The 15,506-nt window shown below is 73.0% G+C and carries 17 protein-coding genes; 11 read left to right on the top strand and 6 right to left on the bottom strand.

Translation table 11 applies throughout. The annotated features are described in order from the left end of the window. Positions 1 to 6: 6 nt before the first annotated feature. Positions 7 to 732, bottom strand: a complete 726-nt coding sequence (locus AB0M28_RS10290) for a VOC family protein (RefSeq protein ID WP_365400834.1) — start codon at positions 730 to 732, stop codon at positions 7 to 9. Between the two features lie 329 nt (positions 733 to 1,061). Here AB0M28_RS10290 and AB0M28_RS10285 point away from each other — a divergent pair, with 329 nt between their 5' ends. Further along, positions 1,062 to 1,889, top strand: a complete 828-nt coding sequence (locus tag AB0M28_RS10285) for a sulfurtransferase (RefSeq protein ID WP_365400831.1) — start codon at positions 1,062 to 1,064, stop codon at positions 1,887 to 1,889. 101 nt (positions 1,890 to 1,990) lie between these two features. Here AB0M28_RS10285 and sepH read toward each other — a convergent pair whose 3' ends face one another. Beyond that, complete coding sequence (gene sepH / locus AB0M28_RS10280; RefSeq protein WP_365400828.1) at positions 1,991 to 3,079, bottom strand: septation protein SepH; 1,089 nt, start codon at positions 3,077 to 3,079, stop codon at positions 1,991 to 1,993. 572 nt (positions 3,080 to 3,651) lie between these two features. Here sepH and AB0M28_RS10275 point away from each other — a divergent pair. After that, positions 3,652 to 4,413, top strand: a complete 762-nt coding sequence (locus AB0M28_RS10275; protein ID WP_365400825.1) for a hypothetical protein — start codon at positions 3,652 to 3,654, stop codon at positions 4,411 to 4,413. 7 nt (positions 4,414 to 4,420) lie between these two features. Here the strand turns inward: AB0M28_RS10275 and AB0M28_RS10270 are convergent, their stop codons facing one another. Together AB0M28_RS10270 and AB0M28_RS10265 are read right to left on the bottom strand one after the other, a co-directional pair. Next, on the bottom strand, positions 4,421 to 5,749 hold the full coding sequence (locus AB0M28_RS10270; RefSeq protein WP_365400822.1) for a D-arabinono-1,4-lactone oxidase: 1,329 nt from the start codon (positions 5,747 to 5,749) through the stop codon (positions 4,421 to 4,423). Continuing rightward, entirely contained in the window at positions 5,700 to 6,953 is a 1,254-nt protein-coding gene (locus AB0M28_RS10265) for an MFS transporter (protein ID WP_365400819.1), read from the bottom strand. The genes AB0M28_RS10270 and AB0M28_RS10265 overlap by 50 nt, the downstream gene beginning before the upstream one ends. A gap of 157 nt (positions 6,954 to 7,110) precedes the next feature. Here AB0M28_RS10265 and AB0M28_RS10260 point away from each other — a divergent pair, with 157 nt between their 5' ends. Together AB0M28_RS10260 and AB0M28_RS10255 are read left to right on the top strand one after the other, a co-directional pair. Beyond that, entirely contained in the window at positions 7,111 to 8,244 is a 1,134-nt protein-coding gene (locus AB0M28_RS10260; RefSeq protein ID WP_365400816.1) for a ferrochelatase, read from the top strand. Then, positions 8,241 to 9,053, top strand: coding sequence for an inositol monophosphatase family protein (locus AB0M28_RS10255; RefSeq protein ID WP_365400813.1), 813 nt, complete (start codon positions 8,241 to 8,243; stop codon positions 9,051 to 9,053). The genes AB0M28_RS10260 and AB0M28_RS10255 overlap by 4 nt, the downstream gene beginning before the upstream one ends. Positions 9,054 to 9,148: 95 nt before the next feature. Here the strand turns inward: AB0M28_RS10255 and AB0M28_RS10250 are convergent, their stop codons facing one another. Beyond that, positions 9,149 to 9,322 (bottom strand): hypothetical protein, encoded by a 174-nt coding sequence (locus tag AB0M28_RS10250; RefSeq protein ID WP_365400810.1) that lies wholly within the window; start codon positions 9,320 to 9,322, stop codon positions 9,149 to 9,151. A 329-nt stretch (positions 9,323 to 9,651) separates the two neighbouring features. Between AB0M28_RS10250 and AB0M28_RS10245 the strand changes: the two genes are divergently transcribed. The 4 genes from AB0M28_RS10245 to AB0M28_RS10230 all read left to right on the top strand — a co-directional run bounded on the left by AB0M28_RS10245 (position 9,652) and on the right by AB0M28_RS10230 (position 12,984). Further along, entirely contained in the window at positions 9,652 to 10,305 is a 654-nt protein-coding gene (locus AB0M28_RS10245) for a response regulator transcription factor (RefSeq protein WP_365400807.1), read from the top strand. A 5-nt stretch (positions 10,306 to 10,310) separates the two neighbouring features. Then, positions 10,311 to 11,585: a HAMP domain-containing sensor histidine kinase gene (locus tag AB0M28_RS10240; RefSeq protein WP_365400804.1), complete on the top strand. Its 1,275-nt coding sequence runs from the start codon at positions 10,311 to 10,313 to the stop codon at positions 11,583 to 11,585. Positions 11,586 to 11,913: 328 nt separating this feature from the next. After that, positions 11,914 to 12,213, top strand: a complete 300-nt coding sequence (locus AB0M28_RS10235) for a DUF4193 domain-containing protein (RefSeq protein WP_153452506.1) — start codon at positions 11,914 to 11,916, stop codon at positions 12,211 to 12,213. 75 nt (positions 12,214 to 12,288) lie between these two features. Then, entirely contained in the window at positions 12,289 to 12,984 is a 696-nt protein-coding gene (locus AB0M28_RS10230; RefSeq protein WP_365400992.1) for a hypothetical protein, read from the top strand. Between the two features lie 47 nt (positions 12,985 to 13,031). On the opposite strand, the gene AB0M28_RS10225 is transcribed toward AB0M28_RS10230, so the two are convergent. Beyond that, positions 13,032 to 13,478, bottom strand: coding sequence for a DUF3093 domain-containing protein (locus AB0M28_RS10225; protein ID WP_365400800.1), 447 nt, complete (start codon positions 13,476 to 13,478; stop codon positions 13,032 to 13,034). 38 nt (positions 13,479 to 13,516) lie between these two features. Here AB0M28_RS10225 and AB0M28_RS10220 point away from each other — a divergent pair, with 38 nt between their 5' ends. The 3 genes from AB0M28_RS10220 to AB0M28_RS10210 are packed head-to-tail and all read left to right on the top strand — an operon-like array spanning position 13,517 to position 15,373. Next, complete coding sequence (locus tag AB0M28_RS10220; RefSeq protein WP_365400797.1) at positions 13,517 to 14,101, top strand: PaaI family thioesterase; 585 nt, start codon at positions 13,517 to 13,519, stop codon at positions 14,099 to 14,101. After that, positions 14,098 to 14,613 carry a dUTP diphosphatase gene (gene dut / locus AB0M28_RS10215; RefSeq protein ID WP_365400794.1) on the top strand — a complete coding sequence of 172 codons (516 nt, stop codon included), beginning with the start codon at positions 14,098 to 14,100 and terminating at the stop codon, positions 14,611 to 14,613. The genes AB0M28_RS10220 and dut overlap by 4 nt, the downstream gene beginning before the upstream one ends. Continuing rightward, positions 14,573 to 15,373, top strand: a complete 801-nt coding sequence (locus AB0M28_RS10210; protein ID WP_365400791.1) for a DUF3710 domain-containing protein — start codon at positions 14,573 to 14,575, stop codon at positions 15,371 to 15,373. Before dut ends, AB0M28_RS10210 begins: the two co-directional genes overlap by 41 nt. The last annotated feature ends 133 nt before the right edge of the window (positions 15,374 to 15,506 follow it).

Below are 15,506 nucleotides of genomic sequence, written 5' to 3'. Positions count from 1 at the left end.
GAACCCTCAGCCGTCCGACACCAGGGTGAACTCCGCGCCCTCCGGGTCCGCGACCTCCGCCCGCACACCGCCGGGCACGTCGTAGGGACCCCGGAGCAACCGGCCCCCAAGGCTGCCGAGAAGGGCGACCGTCTCGGCGGCGTCCTTCACCGCGAAGTGCGTGCTCCAGTGGGGCGGCGTCTGCGTGGCGAGGGACGGCGGCAGGGGGCGGATGGCGGCGACGGCCTGGCCGCCCGCCAGCAGGGTAAGGGAGCCGTCCGCCTGCTTGTCCATCGTGCAGCCGAAGATCCACTCGTAGAACCGGCTGACCATCGAGGGCTCCGGCACCCACAGCTCGTTCCACACGGGCGTGCCGGGCAGCGGACGCCGTGACCAGCCCAGGTGCTCGCGCGGCTGCCAGATGCCGAACACCGCCCCGGTCGGATCGGAGCACAGCGCCATCCGGCCGCGCGTGGTCAGGTCCAGCGGCCCGACCGCCACCGTGCCGCCCGTGCTGCGCACGTTCGCCGCGGCCACGTCGGCGTCGCGGACGATGAAGTACGGCGTCCAGACCGGATGTTGCCGGCTGTCCGGGGGCAGCTCGCCGATCCCCGCCAGGTCCTGCCCATCCGCCTGCGCGCGCAGGTCCTGCGTGTACGGGCCCACCCGCTGCAGGCCCGTCTCGAACCGCCAGCCGAACAGGGTGCCGTAGAAGTCCTGGGCGGCGGGGAGGTTGTGGGCCAGCAGGGTCACCCAGCATGGTGTGCCGGGGGGCCGTGGGGCTGTGGGGTCGCTCGCTCCCTCGGTCATGGGGACGATATTCCCATCCGGTACCCGAAAGCGCGCCCCCTCTGCGGCGAATTGGGGTCAAATCAACGGCGAAATGTCGGTGCGTGGGGTTTCCGCGAAGTTTCCGGAGGGTGTCGGCGTGCTCACTCAGGGGTGTGAGCGGGGAGGGGCTCGGGGGTTCCGCTTCCGAGCCCCGGGTGGGGGTGGGGTTGCGCCACGCGGGTGAGGTCCGGGCGGGGCCGTGTCGGCGCCCCCGCCGCCCGGCCGGGCGGCGGCTGCGCGAGGATGGGGCCATGACTCCGCTCGTATCCGCCGCCGAACTCGCCGCCGAACTCGGCTCGCCGCGCCCGCCCGTCCTGCTCGACGTCCGCTACCAGATGGGCGGGCCGCCCGGGCGCCCGACGTACGAGGCCGGGCACATCCCCGGGGCGGTCTACGTCGACCTGGAGACCGAACTGGCCGGCCCGCCCGGCGACCGGGGCCGCCACCCGCTGCCGGAACCGGACGTCTTCGAGGACGCGATGCGCCGGGCCGGGGTGTCCGCCGACCGGGACGTCGTCGTGTACGACGGCTGGCAGGGCTGGGCGTCGGCCCGCACCTGGTGGATGCTCCGCTGGACGGGTCATCCTTCGGTACGTGTCCTTGACGGCGGTCTGGACGCCTGGGACGGCCCGCTGTCCACTGAGACGCCGTCGCCGGAGCCCGGCGACTTCCGCCCGATCCCGGGCGCCCGCGGACTGCTCACCGCCGACGAGGCCGGCGCGCTGGCCCACCGGGGCGTGCTGCTCGACGCGCGGGCGGGGGAGCGGTACCGCGGCGAGACGGAGCCCATCGACAAGGTCGCCGGACACATCCCCGGCGCGCTGAACGCCCCCACGACGGAGAACACCGCCCCCGACGGCACGTTCCGACCGGCGGCCGAACTCGCCGAGCGCTTCGGCGCGCTGGGCGCGGTCCCCGGCGCCGAGGTGGGCGTCTACTGCGGCTCGGGCGTCTCCGGCGCCCACGAGGTCCTCGCGCTGGCCGTGGCGGGCGTGGAGGCGTCGCTGTACGTCGGCTCGTGGTCGGAGTGGTCGGGAGACCCGTCCCGCCCCGTGGCGACGGGCCCGGAGCGCGGCTGAGGGCGTACGACGAGGGCCGGGTCCTGCGAAGGGCCCGGCGCCGCGTACGACGAGGGCCGGGTCTTCCGAAAGACCCGGCCCTCGTCGTATCAACTTCTCCGTCAGCCGCCCGACTCGGGCTTCTTCCGCCGCGACCCGAAGACGATCTCGTCCCACGACGGCACCGACGCCCGGCGGCCCGGGCGGACGCCGTCCGCCTCCGCCTGCCGGTCCGTGTGGCCCGTGAGCCGGTCGCGGTGGCCCCGCACGCTCCGCGGCATCAGCACGTCCGCGTACGCCGAACCGGCGGATCCCGCGGACGCGGCCGGCGCCGGGGGCTCCTCCGCCTCGGCGGGCGGCTGCTGGACCGGCGCCTCCGGCGGGGGCGGGGACGGCGGACCCGACTGCTCGGGAACCGCCAGGTCGCCCCGGTAGTTGGGCACGGCCTCCAGCAGGCTGGTCAGCGAGTCGCCGCCCTTGTCCTTGGCGCCGCCGGACGCGCCGCCGCGACCCTGGCCGGCGTCCCGCTCCGGGCCCTCGCCGTCACGGTCGGGGCGGGGGAGCCGGGCGATGCGCGGCACGAACGGGAACGAGGGCTCCGGGGGGTCGTCGGACTCGCCGATGAGCGCCCGCGCCTCGTCGTCCACGGCCTGCACCAGCCGGCGCGGCGGGTCGTAGGTCCAGCCGGCCGAGTGGGGCTCGCCCGCGACGCGGTAGACGAGCAGCACCTCCCAGGTGCCGTCGTCCCGCCGCCAGGAGTCCCACTGGACGGTGTCCTTGTCCGCCCCGCGCATCATCAGCCGCTCGGAGACGGCGTCGCCCAGGGTCGGGCCGGTGGACTCGCCGGGACGCCGCACGGGCGTCTTACGGGCCCGCTCGGCCATGAACGCCCGCTCGGCCAGCACCGGGCCCTCGAAGCGCCGCACACGGTCCACGGGGATGCCGGCCAGCGCCGCGACCTCCTCGGCGGAGGCACCGGCTCGTATCCGCGCCTGGATGTCGCGGGGCCGCAGATGCGACTCGACCTCGATCTCGATCTGGCCGAGCCGGGCACGGTCGTTGCGGACGGCCGCGCGCAGCCGTTCGTCAATCGGAAGGGTGTACTCCGTGGCGTCCGCAGCCTTCAGCACCAGCCGTGTGCCGTCGTTGCTGACGGCCACGACACGCAGTTCGGGCATGGGGACCTCCCGGGTCGTGCCTGCCGACGTCACGTGTGCGTCGCTGCTTCCGCTAGTCGAGTGTGGCCTGCCGGAGTGCGGCCTGCCACAACATTGCCGAGTTGCCCGGCGTGTCGGACCTTGGGCCCAAAGCGCCGTTATGGCACGGTTACCAATTTGCAACGCTGAGTGACCATGCGGGTCACCCGTCAGACGGGACACCGGAGCACGGGTTCGTCACAGTACTCCATTCGGGCTCCGTTCGCCCCGGAAGGTGGGCCCGCCACGCCGTCTACGTTCTCACGGAGCGCGGGAGTTGCCGCTTTTCCCTCCCCTCACCTGCACGGATGCGGGGGTGGTCCGTCACGTAATCCGCCGATTCGGAAGCATGTGGTCCGGCATGTTGCCAGTTTCCGGGCCGCAGTCGGCCGAAAGGGCGAAATTGCGGCCAGAGCGCTCATGGTCGCGGAGCGTGGCCGGAGCGGGGGGTTCCGCAGGGCCGGAGTGCGCGCACCGGAGGCCGGATCCGTGCGAAGGATCACAGAGTCTCCACATCCGGAACCGCGAGATCCGCCCGGGAGTCCTTTCTGACGGTTGGAGTCGGAAAGAACGGCCTTTGGATGGGGATGGGGCAGAAAGCGGAGTCCGGCGGGAAGCTCGAGCTGAGCGGGTCGCAGGTGGCGGGCAGCGCGGCGGCGACCGTCGTCGCCGCGTTCCTGGCGTCCAGCATGGGCGTGTACGGGACGATCATCGGCGCCGGTGTGGTCAGCGTGGTGGCGACGGCGGGCGGCGCGGTGTTCCAGCACGTGTTCCGTCGTACGGGCGAGCAACTGCGCGACGCCACACACGGGATGCCGCAGGAGGCGGCGGACGCCACGCGGGTGCTGCCCGCCACCGGCGGCTTCTCCGAGGCGACGGTGCACGGCACCCGGCTGCGGGGCTGGCGGCGCACCGCGCTGACCGCGGCGGGGGTGTTCGCCGCCGGGATGGCGGTCGTCGTGGGCGTCGAGGCGGCCGGCGGCGGCACGATGGCGAGCTGGTGGGGCAAGGACGACACGGGCGCCGGCACGAGCATCGGCCGGGTCCTGGGGCCCTCCGGCGACGGCGGCCCGGCGGACCAGGACGACTCGCAGCAGCCGGCGGACGACACGGACGAGCCGTCCACCGGCCGGCACCCCTCCGGCACCCCGGACCCGGCGGACACCCCGACCCCGTCGGCCTCGCAGGACGGCGACCAAACCACCGCACCGTCCCCCACGCCGTCGAACGACGCGGAGACACCGGACGACGGGCAGTCCGACCCGGCCGAGGACCCGGGGACGACTCCGGAGGCGGACCCGACGCAGTCCCCGGAGGCGGGCGTCACGCCGCAGACCGCGACGGACTGAGCGTCCCTCAGTCCCCCAGGACCTGCCGCAGATACGCGTTCGTGAACCGCCGCTCGGGGTCCAACCGGTCGCGCAGGGAGCGGAACTCGGCGAAGCGCGGGTAGACGCCCTCGAGGTAGGACGCGTCGCGGGTGTGCATCTTGCCCCAGTGGGGGCGGCCCTCGTGCGCCGTCATGATCCGCTCCACCGCCCCGAAGTACGCCTCGTGCGGCGTGCCCCGGTAGAGGTGGACCGCGATGTACGCGGAGTCCCGGCCGGAGGCGGTGGAGAGCGGGATGTCGTCCGCGGGCGCGACGCGGACCTCCACCGGGAAGCTGATCCGCAGGCCGGAGGAGTCGACGAGCGCCCGCAGCTCCCGCAGCGCGCCGACGGCGGCCGCCCGGGGCACGGCGTACTCCATCTCCACGAACCGCACCCGGCGCGGACTGGTGAAGACCTTGTACGCGACGTCCGTGTACGTCCGGTCCGACCAGGCCCTGCTGGCGATCTTCGCGATCGACGGGACCGTCGCGGGGGCAGCCCGGCCCACCCGGCAGGCCACCTCCCAGACGCCGTTGGAGAGCAGCTCCTCCTCGACCCAGCGCCCGGCGGCGCCGAGCGGCTTCGCCGGGCCCGCGCTGCGGTTGTTGCGCTTGGTGTGGCAGTTCGCGGTGTGCGGGAACCAGTAGAACTCGAAGTGCTCGTTCTCCGCCGCCAGCTCGTCGAAGCGCGACGTCACCTCGTCGAAGCCCATCGGCTGCTCGCGCGCCGTGAGCAGGAACGCCGGCTCCACGGCGAACGTGAGCGAGGTGAGGACACCCAGCGCGCCCAGCCCCAGCCGGGCCGCGGCGAAGACGTCCGCGTTCTCGGCGGCCGAGCAGTGGAGGACCTTGCCCTCGGCGGTCACCAGCTCCAGCCCCACGACCTGCGCCGAGACGGAACCGGAGGCACGGCCCGTACCGTGGGTGCCCGTGCTGACCGCCCCGGAGACGGTCTGCTCCATGATGTCGCCCATGTTGGTCAGCGACAGCCCCGCCGAGGCCAGCTCGCGGTTGAGGACCTTCAGCGGTGTCCCCGCGGCCACGGTGACCGTCCCGGCGGCCCGGTCGATCTCCCGTATGCCCGTCAGGCGTTCGGGGCGTATCAGCAGCCCGTCGGTGGCTGCGACCGGTGTGAAGGAGTGGCCCGTGCCGACCGCCTTCACGGGCAGCCCCTTCCCGGCGGCCAGCCGGACGGCCTCGGCGACCTCCTCCGCGCTCGACGGGCTCACGCTCAGCGCGGGCCGGGCGGAGACGTTCCCCGCCCAGTTACGCCACGTGCTCCTGCTCCTCGTCCCCCGGCTGCTTCCGCTCTGCAACGTGCGTTCCCTCCCGTGCGGGCGCCGACCGCAGCCGGCGGTGTCCCAGCAGCGCCACCGCGACCGCGAGCGCTCCCGAGACCCCGGGGACGGCGTAACCGGCCTCGGACCCGCCCGCGTCGATGGCCCACCCGGCCACCGCCGAGCCCAGGGCCACCCCCACCGCGAGCCCGGTGCTCACCCAGGTCATGCCCTCGGTGAGCCGGGACGGCGGGACGAGCCGCTCCACCATGGCCATGGTGGTCACCATGGTCGGGGCGACCGCCAGGCCGGAGACGAACAGCGCCACGGTCAGCTGCGGAAGGCTACTGACCAGTTGGAGGGGGATCATACTCACGGCCATCGCGGCCACACCCAGCAGGAATCGCCTGGACAGCGGTCCCTTCGGCTGGACGAGCCCGAAGACCAGCCCGGCGATACCGGAACCCAGCGCCCACAGGGCGAGCACGATGCTCGCGGCGGACTTGTGGCCCTCCTCCTCGGCGAACGCGACCGTCGACACCTCGGTCGCCGCCAGCAGCGCGCCGGTCGCCACGAACGAGGCCATCAGCCACGGCAGTCCGCGCGTACGCAGGGCGCTGCCGGCGGCATGGTGGCCCGGCGGGTGCGGCGGGGGCTCGGTGGCGCGCTGGGCGGTCAGCCACCACACGCCCACGCCCAGGAAGACGGCGGCCAGGAGCAGTCCGGCCTCGGGGAAGACGGAGGTGGCCAGGCCGATGGCGAGGATCGGGCCGATGATGAAGCAGATCTCGTCCACGACGGACTCGAAGGAGTACGCCGTGTGCAGCCGGGTGGGGTCGTCGTCGCGGTAGATCAGCGACCAGCGGGCGCGGACCATCGAGCCGACGTTGGGTACGCAGCCGGCCGTCGCCGCGAAGACGAACAGCAGCCAGTCCGGCCAGCCCTCGCGGGCGGTCAGGCACAGCATGCCGATCGCGGCCACGGATATGAGCATCGCCGGGCGCATCACGCGGCGCTGGCCGTGGCGGTCGGTGAGGCGTGAGACCTGCGGGCCGAGAACGGCGGCCGCGAGTGCGAGGGTCGCCGTGAGCGCGCCCGCCAGGCCGTACCTGCCCGTGAGCTGGGACATCATCGTCACGATGCCCAGGCCGGTCATGGCCAGGGGCATCCGGCCGACGAAGCCGGCGGTGGAGAAGGCGAGGGTGCCTCGGCGCGAGAAGATCGCGCGGTACGGGGCTAGCACGTGCGGCTCACAGTTCGGTGGGGTCGGTTGTGGGGCGATCCTCAGCGTAAGCGGGGCCTCCGACAGCCGCGTCAGGGTCCGCCCTGGGCCGCGGGGAACGCCCCGGGGCCCTCGGGGGCCGACGGCCGCCAGGGGCGGGGCGTGGCAGGATCGGGGCATGCGCGAAACGCCCGACGTACGACCGTACGACGCTCTGCTGCTGCTCTCCTTCGGCGGCCCGGAGGGGCCGGAGGACGTCGTCCCGTTCCTCGAGAACGTGACCCGGGGCCGGGGGATCCCCCGGGAGCGGCTGCAGGAGGTGGGGCGGCACTACTACCTCTTCGGCGGCGTCAGCCCCATCAACGAGCAGAACCTCAGGCTGATCGGGGCCCTGCGCGACGACTTCGCGGACAACGGCGTCGGCCTCCCCGTCTACTGGGGCAACCGCAACTGGGCGCCGTACCTGTACGAGACCCTGGAGCAGATCGCCGCCGACGGCCACCGCCGCGTACTGACCCTGGTCACCAGCGCGTACGCCTCGTACTCCGGCTGCCGCCAGTACCGCGAGGACCTCGCGGCCGCCCTGGACCGGCTGCGGACCGAACGCGGCGTCGAGCTGCGGGTCGACAAGCTGCGGCACTACTTCAACCACCCGGGCTTCGTACGGCCCATGGCCGACGGCGTGCTCAGCGCCCTCGAGCAGCTGCCCGAGGACGTCCGTGACGGCGCGCACATCGCGTTCAGCACGCACTCCATCCCGACGTCGTCGGCCGACACCTCCGGCCCCGAGGGCGGCGCGTACGTCGCCCAGCACCGGGACGTCGCCCGCCTCGTCGCCGCGGCCGTCCGCGAGGCGACCGGTGTCGACCGCCCCTGGGAGCTGGTCTACCAGTCGCGCAGCGGCGCCGCGCACATCCCGTGGCTGGAGCCGGACATCTGCGACCACCTGGAGGCCCTGCACGAGGCCGGGGCCCCGGCCGTCGTGATGGCGCCGATCGGCTTCGTCTCCGACCACATGGAGGTCCTGTACGACCTCGACACCGAGGCGGCCGCCAAGGCGAAGGAGCTGGGCCTGCCCGCCGTACGGTCGGCCACGGTCGGCGCCGACCCGGGATTCGTCGCCGGACTGCGCGAACTCGTGCTGGAGCGGGCCGCGACCGAGCGCGGCGAGCACCCCGAGCGGTGCGCGCTCGGCGCGCTGGGCCCCAGCCACGACGTGTGCCGGCCCGGCTGCTGTCCCGGACGGGTGTGGAAGCCGGTCGTCGCCGGGGCGGAGGCCGCCCCCGCGGCCGCCGAGGAGGCGCGGGCATGACGGACCGGACCACGGAACAGCTGAAGGACGAACTCCTCGCCCTGGCCCTCGAAGCCGCGGCCAAGGCGGGCGAGCTGCTGCGCGACGGCCGCCCCGCCGACCTCGGTGTCGCGGCCACCAAGTCGAGCAGCATCGACGTCGTCACGGAGATGGACCTCGCCGCGGAGAAGCTCATCACCGGGCTGATCGCGCAGGCCCGCCCGCGGGACGGCATCCTCGGCGAGGAGGGCGCCAGCGTCACGGGCACCAGCGGGGTGCGCTGGGTCGTCGACCCGATCGACGGCACCGTGAACTACCTCTACGGGCGCCCGGAGTGGTCCGTCTCCGTGGCGGCCGAGCTGGACGGGGAGCGCGTCGTCGGCGTCGTGGAGGTCCCGACCCGGCGCGAGACGAGCCACGCGGTGCTCGGCCGGGGCGCGTACCTGAACGGCGAACGGATCGCTCACCGGCCCTCGCCGCCGATGGCGGAGGCGCTGATCGGCACGGGCTTCAACTACGTCCGGACGGTGCGGACCGCGCAGGCCGAGGTCGCGCGCGTCCTGCTGCCCCAGGTCCGCGACATCCGCCGGGCGGGCTCCGCCGCGATCGACCTGTGCGACGTGGCCTGCGGCCGGCTGGACGGCTACTACGAGCGCGGGCTGCACCCCTGGGACCTGGCCGCCGGCGACCTCATCGCCCGTGAGGCCGGCGCGCTCACCGGCTCCCGGCCGGGCGAGCCCCCGTCGTACGACCTGACGGTCGCCGCGTCCCCGGGCGTCTTCGGCCCGCTGCAGCGCCTCCTGGACGAGCTGGGCGCCTGGCACGACTGACGGCGGCGGCTCTCGCGGGCGGCCCTCGCAGCCGGCGTTCGTACGCAGCAAGAAGCCCCGGTGCCGGATGCACCGGGGCGTCGTCGCCGGCGGGGTCAGTTGTGGAGCGCCCCCACCTCGACGCCGTGGTCGGCGGCGAGCCGCCGGAGGTCTTCCAGTTCCGCGGTCTCGACCTCGACGAGGAAGTCGTCACCCGACTCACGGGCGCGGTCGATGTCGGTTTCGGTGCTCCTTATGCGCTGCAGAATGCCAGCGGTGAATGCGTCCATGTGAGCCCCCTCGGCGTAGGTCAAAGGGCACGGGGGTGTGCCGACGGCAGGTGATCACGGGTGATCCGGCGGCTACAGCTCGAGTGCCGTGCCTTCGGGGTGGCCGGACAGATGTGATCGGCGGGTGTGCAGTCGTACTCCCCACCCCGCCGGGGGCGGAAACATGATTCCGGGAAATTCCCGGGAGCGGGCGGCTCCCGCCCGTCCGCGGCGCACGTCACCTGGCGCTTACGACCGGTTTACCGCGGTTCCAGGCAGGATGGAACCCGGCCCCGGCTCCGGGGACCCCAGGCGCGCCCGCCGGGCCGCCCGCATGGAAGGACACGATCTTGCGCGTACTCGTCGTCGAGGACGAGCAGCTGCTCGCCGATGCCGTGGCCACCGGGCTGCGCCGTGAGGCCATGGCCGTGGACGTGGTGTACGACGGCGCCGCCGCCCTGGACCGCATCGAGCTGAACGACTACGACGTGGTCGTGCTGGACCGCGACCTGCCGCTCGTGCACGGCGACGACGTGTGCCGGAAGATCGTGGAACTGGGCATCCCCACCCGGGTGCTGATGCTCACCGCCTCCGGCGACGTCAGCGACCGCGTGGAGGGTCTGGAGCTCGGGGCGGACGACTATCTGCCCAAGCCTTTCGCCTTCAGCGAACTCATCGCCCGGGTACGGGCGCTCGGCCGCCGTACGACCCAGGCGCTGCCGCCCGTACTGGAGCGGGCGGGCATCAGGCTCGACCCGAACCGCCGCGAGGTCTTCCGCGACGGCAAGGAGGTCCAGCTGGCGCCCAAGGAGTTCGCCGTGCTGGAGGTCCTGATGCGCAGCGAGGGCGCCGTGGTCTCGGCGGAGCAGCTGCTGGAGAAGGCCTGGGACGAGCACACCGACCCGTTCACCAACGTCGTCCGCGTGACGGTGATGACCCTGCGCCGCAAGCTCGGCGAGCCGCCGGTGATCATCACCGTGCCCGGCTCCGGTTACCGGATCTGATGCACATGACCGAAGTACCCGCCCAGCCGACGGCCCCGCCGCCCGCCACGACGCCGCCGAAGCCCACCTGGGACCCGCAGCCGGCACGGGTCTACCCGTGGCTGCGGCCCACCATCCGGATACGGCTCACGCTGCTGTACGGCGGCATGTTCCTGATGGCCGGCATGGTGCTGCTGACGATCATCTACCTGCTGGCCGCCCAAGCCCTGCACGACGGCGGCGCGGCCAACTTCCGGCTGGCGCCGAACCAGCAGGGCCTCGTCAACGTCAAGCCGCTCACGAACTGCGCCGAGGCGCAGACCGTGGCCAACATGGACGTCAGCGACTTCAACCGCATCCAGGACGTCTGCATCCAGGCCCAGCAGAGCCTGGCGCTGGACTCCCTGCTGCGCCGCTCCCTGTTCGCCCTGCTGGGCCTCACCGTGCTGGCCTTCGCCCTCGGCTACCTGATGGCCGGCCGGGTGCTGTCGCCGCTCGGCCGCATCACCCGCACCGCGCGCTCCGTGGCCGGCTCCGACCTGCACAAGCGGATCGAGCTGGACGGCCCGGACGACGAGCTGAAGGAACTCGCGGACACCTTCGACGACATGCTGGACCGGCTGGACCGGGCGTTCAACGCGCAGCAGCGGTTCGTCGCCAACGCCTCGCACGAGCTGCGCACGCCGCTGGCCATCAACCGGACGCTGCTGGAGGTCCAGCTCGCCGACCCCGAGGCGACGCCGGAGCTGGCGCAGCTCGGCAAGACGCTGCTGGCCACCAACGAGCGCAGCGAGCAGCTCGTGGAGGGCCTGCTGCTGCTCGCCCGCTCCGAGAACGCGATCGTCGACCGCAAGCCCGTGGACCTGGCCGAGGTCGCCTCGCAGGCGGTCGACCAGGTGCGCTCGGAGGCCGACGCCAAGGGCGTGGAGCTGCGCGGCGTCCGCCAGCCCGCATACGTACAGGGGAACGGTGTGCTCCTCGAACGGGTGGCGTTGAACCTGCTGCAGAACGCCGTCCGCTACAACGTGCCGGGCGAGGGCTGGGTCGAGGCGACGACGCAGGCCCACGACGGCGTGGCCGTGCTGACGGTGAGCAACACCGGCCCGGTCGTCCCGGCGTACGAGGTGGACAATCTTTTCGAGCCCTTCCGCCGGCTGCGCACAGAGCGTACAGGCAGCGACAAGGGCGTCGGTCTGGGGCTCTCCATTGTGCGATCCATCACGCGGGCCCACGGGGGTGCCGTGACGGCGGAGCCGCGCGAAGGCGGGGGTCTGGTCGTGCGTGTCTCGCTGCCCGTCTAAGGTGTGTGATCGATCACAGCCGGTGGCCCTTGGGGCGACTGCGTTGCGTGATCAGCAATGTCCGGAATTTTCCCGTGATGATCCGGGTTTACCCGCACAGCGCTCACGGGAAGTACCGGGCATGGCGTGCGCGCGCAGGCCATCCGGATCGTGTACGGTCCCGTTCGCCACCTGCCAGGATCACCTCTTCAGGGGCCCGAGTGGGTGTCGATTGCATAACAGACCTTGATGTGAGGCAAAATCTCCGCCTCGGGTCGGGCACAAGTCCGGCCTCTCACGCGTTACGAGCGCTGGAGACACCACAGACACCCAGAGGGGGAGAAGAGCGATGGCTACGGACTACGACACTCCACGCAAGACCGACGACGACGTCAACGAGGACAGCATCGAAGAGCTGAAGGCCCGTCGTAACGACAAGGCCACTTCGACGGTCGACGTCGACGAATTCGAGGCCGCGGAGGGCCTCGAGCTGCCCGGTGCGGACCTCTCCAACGAGGAGCTGGCGGTTCGGGTGCTGCCCAAGCAGGCTGACGAGTTCACCTGCATGAGCTGCTTCCTGGTACACCACCGCAGCCAGCTCGCGGCGGAGAAGAACGGCAACCCCATCTGCCGCGACTGCGCCGCCTGACAGGCGGCACAGGCCGTGGCAGACGGGGAGAAGACCGGTGAGGCACGCCCCCCGGGGCGTGCCCGTGCAGCCGCGTTGCGCCGCGCCCGCAGGGCGCTCGACCTGGCGGCCGACGCCATCGTCGACGGCGCGCCGCGGATCCCCGTCCGCGACCTGGCGACCCTGCGCCGCCAGTTTCCCGGCCTCGGACCCGAAGAGCTTGCCGACAAGCTCGTCGCCGGGGCCGTGAAAGGCACCTCCACGGTGGGAGCGGGCGTCGGGGCCGCCTCGATGCTGCCCGTCCCACCGGCCATGCCCGCGGAGCTCGCGGGCGAGATCATCGGGGTCGCCCTGATCGAGATCAAGCTGCTCGCCGAGCTCCACGAGGTCTACGGGCTGCGTCCGCCCGGCACCGCCATGCAGCGGGCGAACGCGTTCGTCACCGTGTGGGCGTCCGACGGCGGCCGCAAGGCCGAGCGGGCCAAGGGCGTCCACTCGATGCTCGGCGGGGAGCTGGCCAAGCAGCTGCGGCAGCAGGTGTTGAAGCGGCTGATCCGCAACCTCCCGGTGCTGATCCCGTTCCTCGTCGGGGCGGCCGCCGGGGCGATCATGAACCGGCGCGACACCCATCGGCTCGCCGAGCGGGTGCGCGCCGATCTGCGGCCCCGCCAGCTGCCGTGGGGCGCCCTGCCGTCCGCGGAGGACGGCGATCTCACCGCCGTACCCCTCCAGGGGGGCGCTGTCCCCCTCGAGGGGGGCACCGTGCGGGGCGAGCGGGCGCTGGAGGCCTGAGAGGGCCCTCGGGCCGGGCTGGACCCGGCCGGGGCGCTCCTGCCGCGTCAGCCGGCGCGGACCGCTTCCAGGGCCGCCGCCAGGCGCTCGGGCGAGCGCGTCGAGAGGTACACGTACGGCGTCGGGTCCTCGGGATCCGTGACCGGGATGCGGACCGCGGTCGGGATGTAGCTGCGCAGCAGCATGTACGCCCGGACGTCCGCCCGGTGCGTACGCCAGGCGCGGGCCTCCTCCGCGTCGAGCGGCTCCGCCGGGCCCAGGGCCGAGACCGGGATCCGGGCCGTGGGCGTCACCAGCGAGCCGGAGACCACCCGGATCCGGGCCGAGCCGTAGGCCGAGACGCCGACCGAGGCGAGGGCGATGCCGCCCACCAGGGCGGCCAGCATGGCCAGGGTGCCGAACGGCAGGAAGATCAGACCCATGCTGACGCCCACCAGGGCCGCCACCACCCACCACGAGCGCGGCGCGCTGAGCCGCTCGTCGTAACTCTCCATGACCAAAGCTTTGCATGTACGCAGGTAGGGTCTGACGCGTGAGCCCCCGTAACACTTCCCCGCGGCCGCCCGAAGGGGCGGTGGCGCCGGTGCGGCACCCCGAGGCCCCCGCGCCCGGCGAGCTGCTCGGCCCCCACTACGACGAGTGCTTCGGCTGCGGCGGCGGCCAGGAGCACGGACTGCACCTCGCCGCCCGGGCCGGCGAGGGGGTGACCGTCACCGCCGAGTTCACCGTCAGGAAGGCGCACCAGGGGGCACCCGGGCTCGCGCACGGCGGTGTGCTGGCGACGGCCCTGGACGAGACCCTGGGCTCGCTGAACTGGCTGCTGCGCACGATCGCGGTCACCGGGCGGCTGGAGACGGACTACCTGCTCCCGGTGCCGGTGGACACCGTCCTGCACCTGGACGCGCAGGTCACCGGCGTCGTCGGCCGCAAGATCTACTCCACCGCCACCGGCCGGATCGGCGGCCCCGACGGACCGGTCGCGGTCCGGGCCGACGCCCTGTTCATCGAGGTCAAGGTCGACCACTTCATCGAGCACGGCAGGCCGGAGGAGATCCAGGCCGCCATGGCCGACCCCGACCAGCTCCGCCGCGTACGCGCCTTCGAGGTGAACCCGTGACCCGTGAACCCGTGGACGTGCTCATCCGCCGGACCGACCCCGAGGTCCCGCTCCCGTCGTACGCGCATCCCGGGGACGCCGGACTCGACCTCGTCTCCACCGAGACGGTGGAACTCCCGCCCGGTGAGCGGGCGATGGTCGGGACCGGGGTGTCCATCGCGCTCCCCGCGGGGTACGCGGCCTTCGTGCACCCCCGGTCCGGGCTGGCGGCCCGGTGCGGGGTGACGGTGGTCAACGCACCGGGAACGGTGGATGCCGGGTACCGTGGGGAGGTCAAGGTGATTCTGCAGAACCTCGACCCGCGGCGCAGCGTGCGGATCGAGCGTTTCGACCGCATCGCCCAGCTGGTCGTCCAGCGGGTGGAGACCGTGCGATTCCATGAGGTGGAGGAGCTTCCGGGCTCTGCCAGGGGCGAGGGCGGACACGGATCCACAGGAGGTCATGCCTCGCTGGGGCAATCCGCGGTCGCCCATGGGTACGCTTCGGTCGTTGCCGACCGGGAAGGACAATGACGTGTTCGGACGTCGTCGCAAGCAGCATGAGGATGCTGTCGACGAGCTCGCCGACGGCCTGAACGATCAGGCCGAGGAGCAGGCGGAGGAAGAAGAGGCGTCCTCGTACGCCCTGCCTCCCGCACCGCGGCCCGAGGGGCCGTGGGACATCAGCGAGGTCGAGAAGCCCGGGGACGGGCGGATCGACCTGGGCGGCCTGCAGGTCCCCGGTGTCGACGGCATGGAGCTGCGGGTCGAGGTGGCCGGAGAGGCCATCGTCGCCGCGACGGTCGTGCTGCGGGACAGCGCGATCCAGCTGCAGGCGTTCGCGGCGCCCCGCAACGAGGGGATCTGGGGCGAGGTGCGGTCGGAGATCGCGTCCGGGATCACCCAGCAGGGCGGCATCGTCGACGAGGTCGAGGGACCGCTCGGCTGGGAGCTGCGGGCGCAGGTGCCCGTGCAGCTGCCCGACGGCAAGAGCGGCGTGCAGGTCGTGCGCTTCGTCGGTGTCGACGGGCCCCGCTGGTTCCTGCGCGGTGTGATCTCCGGTCAGGGCGCGGTGCAGCCGGCCGCGGCCGGGGTGCTCGAGCAGATCTTCCGGGGCGCGGTGATCACGCGCGGTGACTCGCCGATGGCGCCTCGTGACCCGATCGTCCTGAAGCTGCCCACGGACGCCCAGATGGTGCCCGACGGCGTGCAGCAGGACGAGGCGGAGGGGTCGCGCTTCGCGGGCGGTATCGACTCGCTGCAGCGGGGTCCGGAGATCTCCGAGATCCGGTAGCGGGTTCGCGTTTCCGGCCGCCGGGCGGTTCCCTCTGGGCGGAGCTCGCCGGAGGCGGTCCACAAGGCGGTGCCCGGGACCCAGCCCAGCGGCGGTGGCAGATGGCGAAGTTCGCGGTCCCCGGGCCGCCAGA

The sequence above is a fragment of the Streptomyces sp. NPDC051940 genome (assembly GCF_040680895.1).
Lineage (GTDB): Bacteria > Actinomycetota > Actinomycetes > Streptomycetales > Streptomycetaceae > Streptomyces.
The sequence above is the reverse complement of the archived record's forward strand: the minus strand, read 5'-3'. Positions and strand labels throughout refer to the sequence as shown.

Bases quoted from the DNA above. Each gene is read 5' to 3' on its own strand.
- AB0M28_RS10225 (WP_365400800.1), bottom strand. From the start codon at position 13,478: ATGGAGAGTTACGACGAGCGGCTCAGCGCGCCGCGCTCGTGGTGGGTG.
- AB0M28_RS10285 (WP_365400831.1), top strand. From the start codon at position 1,062: ATGACTCCGCTCGTATCCGCCGCCGAACTCGCCGCCGAACTCGGCTCG.
- AB0M28_RS10250 (WP_365400810.1), bottom strand. From the start codon at position 9,322: ATGGACGCATTCACCGCTGGCATTCTGCAGCGCATAAGGAGCACCGAA.
- AB0M28_RS10255 (WP_365400813.1), top strand. From the start codon at position 8,241: ATGACGGACCGGACCACGGAACAGCTGAAGGACGAACTCCTCGCCCTG.
- AB0M28_RS10275 (WP_365400825.1), top strand. From the start codon at position 3,652: ATGGGGCAGAAAGCGGAGTCCGGCGGGAAGCTCGAGCTGAGCGGGTCG.
- AB0M28_RS10240 (WP_365400804.1), top strand. From the start codon at position 10,311: ATGACCGAAGTACCCGCCCAGCCGACGGCCCCGCCGCCCGCCACGACG.
- AB0M28_RS10260 (WP_365400816.1), top strand. From the start codon at position 7,111: ATGCGCGAAACGCCCGACGTACGACCGTACGACGCTCTGCTGCTGCTC.
- AB0M28_RS10210 (WP_365400791.1), top strand. From the start codon at position 14,573: ATGGGTACGCTTCGGTCGTTGCCGACCGGGAAGGACAATGACGTGTTC.
- AB0M28_RS10235 (WP_153452506.1), top strand. From the start codon at position 11,914: ATGGCTACGGACTACGACACTCCACGCAAGACCGACGACGACGTCAAC.